The 3,377-nt window shown below is 72.3% G+C and carries 5 protein-coding genes; 2 read left to right on the forward strand and 3 right to left on the reverse strand.

All coding sequences use genetic code 11. The features are described from left to right. Nucleotides 1-174: 174 nt before the first annotated feature. Nucleotides 175-606, reverse strand: coding sequence for an ATP-binding protein (locus tag N4P33_RS33925; RefSeq protein ID WP_260830770.1), 432 nt, complete (start codon nucleotides 604-606; stop codon nucleotides 175-177). Between the two features lie 164 nt (nucleotides 607-770). Between N4P33_RS33925 and N4P33_RS33930 the strand changes: the two genes are divergently transcribed. Both N4P33_RS33930 and N4P33_RS33935 read left to right on the forward strand, forming a co-directional pair. Further along, nucleotides 771-1,619, forward strand: a complete 849-nt coding sequence (locus N4P33_RS33930; RefSeq protein WP_260830771.1) for a helix-turn-helix transcriptional regulator — start codon at nucleotides 771-773, stop codon at nucleotides 1,617-1,619. After that, nucleotides 1,616-1,804: a DUF397 domain-containing protein gene (locus tag N4P33_RS33935; protein ID WP_260830772.1), complete on the forward strand. Its 189-nt coding sequence runs from the start codon at nucleotides 1,616-1,618 to the stop codon at nucleotides 1,802-1,804. Before N4P33_RS33930 ends, N4P33_RS33935 begins: the two co-directional genes overlap by 4 nt. A 75-nt stretch (nucleotides 1,805-1,879) precedes the next feature. Here the strand turns inward: N4P33_RS33935 and N4P33_RS33940 are convergent, their stop codons facing one another. Further along, a complete protein-coding gene (locus tag N4P33_RS33940) occupies nucleotides 1,880-2,560 on the reverse strand; it encodes a hypothetical protein (RefSeq protein ID WP_260830773.1) in 681 nt (226 codons plus the stop codon). Continuing rightward, nucleotides 2,557-3,279 (reverse strand): (2Fe-2S)-binding protein, encoded by a 723-nt coding sequence (locus tag N4P33_RS33945; RefSeq protein ID WP_260830774.1) that lies wholly within the window; start codon nucleotides 3,277-3,279, stop codon nucleotides 2,557-2,559. Before N4P33_RS33945 ends, N4P33_RS33940 begins: the two co-directional genes overlap by 4 nt. Nucleotides 3,280-3,377: the final 98 nt, after the last annotated feature.

A 3,377-nucleotide genomic window follows, 5' to 3' on the forward strand; every position in this document is an offset into this window, starting at 1 on the left:
TGGGGGCCGGCGGCACGGGCCGTGGGTGCACCGGCCGGGGCGTCGGGCGCGCCGGGCTGATCCGGCGCCGTCTCAGGCGGTCGCGAGGGAGACCTCGGTGGACTTCACCAGCGCGGTGACGGGGGAGCCGGCCGCCAGGCCGCCGGGCGTGCTACGGGGCCGCGCCCGGCAGGCTCAGTGATCGATCTCGGCCCAGACCGTCTTGCCCGGACCGGGCTCGGTGCCGACGCCCCACCGCGTGGCGAGGGCGTCGACCAGGAGAAGGCCACGCCCGGTGTCGGTGTCACCGTCGGGCAGGGTGTCCGGGAGAACGGGGAGACGCTCGCCCCGGGGGTCGGCGATCTCGACGCGGACCGTTCCCGGCCGGGCGGTGAGGCGCAGGGCGATGTCCCTGCCGGGCAGGCGCCCGTGGAGTACGGCGTTGGCGGCGAGTTCGGCCACGATCAACGACACGGTGTCGGACAGGCCGGAGCCGTACGGGATGCCCCAGACGTCGAGTTGCCGGGTGGTGAAGCGGCGGGCGAGCCGGGCACCTCGGGGGGTGGCGCTGAGCCGCTGGCTGAACATACGTACGGTGACGGGCGCTTGGGGCTGGGGTGCGGTCATGGCGCCCAGCGTTCCGGTGCGGCGGGGGGTTCAACAGGCACGACACTGGTACAGCCGCGTTGTACTGGTTCACGCGATGGACAGGGCGGGTAACACCCCGTGACCATGGGCGGGTTGATGTCCCCGCGGGGACGGCGGCGGGCAAGTGCGGGAGGTGGCCGGGCGTGGTGGACGTCGAGGACGCGGGGGCCGGAGCCGGTGGCGGTGAACCAGAGGTGTCGGACAGCCTCAAGACCTTCGGCGCGGTGCACAAGGCACTGCGGGAGACGGCGGGGCTGACGCAGGAGGAGTACGCCGAGATCGTCGGCTACTCGGTGCATGCGATCGCCAAGCTGGAGCAGGGCAGGCGCTTTCCGCAGCCGAAGTTCGTCGCGCGGGCGGGCGATGTGCTGGAGGCGCCGAAGGTGCTGCGGGCGGCGGCACGCAATCTGACGCGGCGGCAGGGGCTGGCGTCGTGGTTCCAGCAGTGGGCGGGGATCGAGGAGGAGGCGGTCTCGCTCTATACGTACGAATGCCGGGCTGTTCCAGGGTTGTTGCAGCCGGAGGCGTACATCCGAGCGATCTTCGAGAGGCGGTTGCCGCCGCTGACGGAGGAGCAGATCGAGCGTCAGGTCGAGGCGCGGCTGGAGAGGCAACGGCTGCTCGAGGAGAGGCCGAACACGGCGTTCAGCTTTGTGATCGAGCAGGCACTCATCGACCGTCGGGTGGGCGGTTCTGTCGTCACCAAGGCTCTCATCGACCACCTTCTGGAGGTCGGGAAGCTCCGCAACGTCGAGATCCAGATCATGCCGCTCCAACAAGAGGATCACGCCGGCGTCGACGGTCAGATGTACCTGGCGGAGACGTCGGACCACCAGTGGATCGGGTATACGGAGGGCCAGCAGTCGAGCGTCCTGATCACCGACCCCGAAGATGTGAGCGCGATGCTCCAGCGTTATGGCAAGCTGCGACAGCAGGCCCTCGGCCGCGAAGCCACCGTGAGCCTGCTGGAGCGGATGCGAGGAGCGTTATGAGCAGCACCGAGCTGGAGTGGTTCAAGAGCAGCTACAGCGGCAGTTCCGGCGACAACTGCATCGAAGTCGCCCTGGACCAAGCCATCCACGTGCGTGACTCGAAGCAGCGGGAGGGCGGGCAGCTCGCCCTGTCCCGCACCGCCTGGTCGGCGTTCGTCGGCTACGCGGCCGAAACGCACGCCTGAGACGGGCCGAGGCCGCGGCCCTCTGAGGGGCGCCGCACCCCGGGGCGGGGGAGGGGGCCGGGGGCGGGGTGTCCGTCAGCCGCTGTGGCGGAACCCCTTGCCCGTGTGGTCCAGCGGGTCGGGGGCGAGGCCGAGGAAGCGGGCGCGCAGGGTGTCCCACGCGGCCAGCCGGCCGAAGTCCGGGGTGCCGAGGATCTCCTGGCTGTCGCTGAGGAACGGGTTGGGCAGCAGGACGGTCATCATCTGCTCGTCACGGCCGTTGAACAGACGGGCGCCCCAGCTGACGGGGGCGCCGTCGGAGCCGAGACCGCGGTACAGCTCGGCGCGGGAGCAGCGGCGGACGCGGCCGAGTTCGGGGCCGGACGCGGTGTGCTCGCCGATGCACAGGTGGAAGTGCCAGGCGCCGAAGTCGACGGTGGCGTAACCGTCGTTCATGGTGATGGCCTTCGGGGCGCCCGGGGCGCGGACCTCCCAGGCGGCGCCCTCGATGATGGGCCCGAAGTGGATGTGCTGCCAGTGGTCGGTGAAGACGGTGGTGACGAGGTCGAGGAGCGTGTCCTCGTCGGCCGGGAGGGGCCAGACGTGCTGGGTGCCGCCACCGGGTGTCTCGACGACGGTGAACTCGGGGGCGGCCGTCTCGGAGGTGGCCGTACCGGAAGTGGTCGTACCGGAGGTGGTCGTCTCGGCGGCGCTTGTCCCGGAGGTGGCCGTCTCGGCGGTGCTCGTCTCGGAAGCGGTCGTCTCGGGCGTGGTCATGAGGTGGTCCTCTCCTTGGCGTTCAGGACGCAGTCGCCGCAGGTGCCCGCGCCGGGCACGCGGTAGTAGAGGCAGCAGCTGCGGCGCCGGAAGGCGAGCTGCCCGGTGGGAGTGGCCCGGTGCGTGCCGGCCCCCGCCAGTGGCGGCAGCTCCAGCAGCGCGCCGACCAGGGGCACGACGGGGACGAGCGGTCGGGGTCCCCCGGAGAGCAGGACGCGGTGGGCTCCGATCAGCGCCGAGGCGGCGTTTCCGCGCAGCGTGTGCGGGGACACCCCGGACGCGCGGCGTACGGCGTCGGCCCACGGGGTCAGGTTCCGGACCGCGACGGTGTGGTGCAGGGCCGCGAGCGGCTCCCCGTCCACCGCCGTCAGGTCGTCGAGCCACAGGTCCAGGGGACCGGAGGCGGGCATGCGCCACCACAGCCGGCCGGGCGCCAGGTCGGGCACCCGGCCCGTGAGCGCGGCGCAGGCCAGCGAGACCGACCACAGCCGGGACGCGGTGCCCAGGTGCAGCGTCGAGGCCGCCACCCGGGGCAGATCGGTACCCAGCCGTCCGGCGACGGCCCGTACGCAGTCCTCCAGCGCCTCCGGGTCCCCGTACAGGTCGGTCATCGGCCGGAAGCCGTGGGTCCGGGGGCTCGGACCGGTGGCCAGCGCGAAATAGGGGCCGATCGCGGAGATCCGCTCCAGGGCGCCGGGGGTGAGGGCCTCGGTCACCATGTCCGTACCGCCCGGGTCAGCTCGTGGAAGCCGTGGGCGTGGACCGTGCGTCCGTCCGGTCCGGTGAGGGTGAGCCGGTCCGCGCCCTCCCAGCGCAC

It is taken from the genome of Streptomyces sp. 15-116A (assembly GCF_025290915.1).
Classification (GTDB): Bacteria; Actinomycetota; Actinomycetes; order Streptomycetales; family Streptomycetaceae; genus Streptomyces.

Coding starts and splice junctions, on each gene's coding strand:
- N4P33_RS33925 (WP_260830770.1), bottom strand. CDS start 606: ATGACCGCACCCCAGCCCCAAGCGCCCGTCACCGTACGTATGTTCAGC.
- N4P33_RS33935 (WP_260830772.1), top strand. CDS start 1,616: ATGAGCAGCACCGAGCTGGAGTGGTTCAAGAGCAGCTACAGCGGCAGT.
- N4P33_RS33940 (WP_260830773.1), bottom strand. CDS start 2,560: ATGACCACGCCCGAGACGACCGCTTCCGAGACGAGCACCGCCGAGACG.
- N4P33_RS33945 (WP_260830774.1), bottom strand. CDS start 3,279: ATGGTGACCGAGGCCCTCACCCCCGGCGCCCTGGAGCGGATCTCCGCG.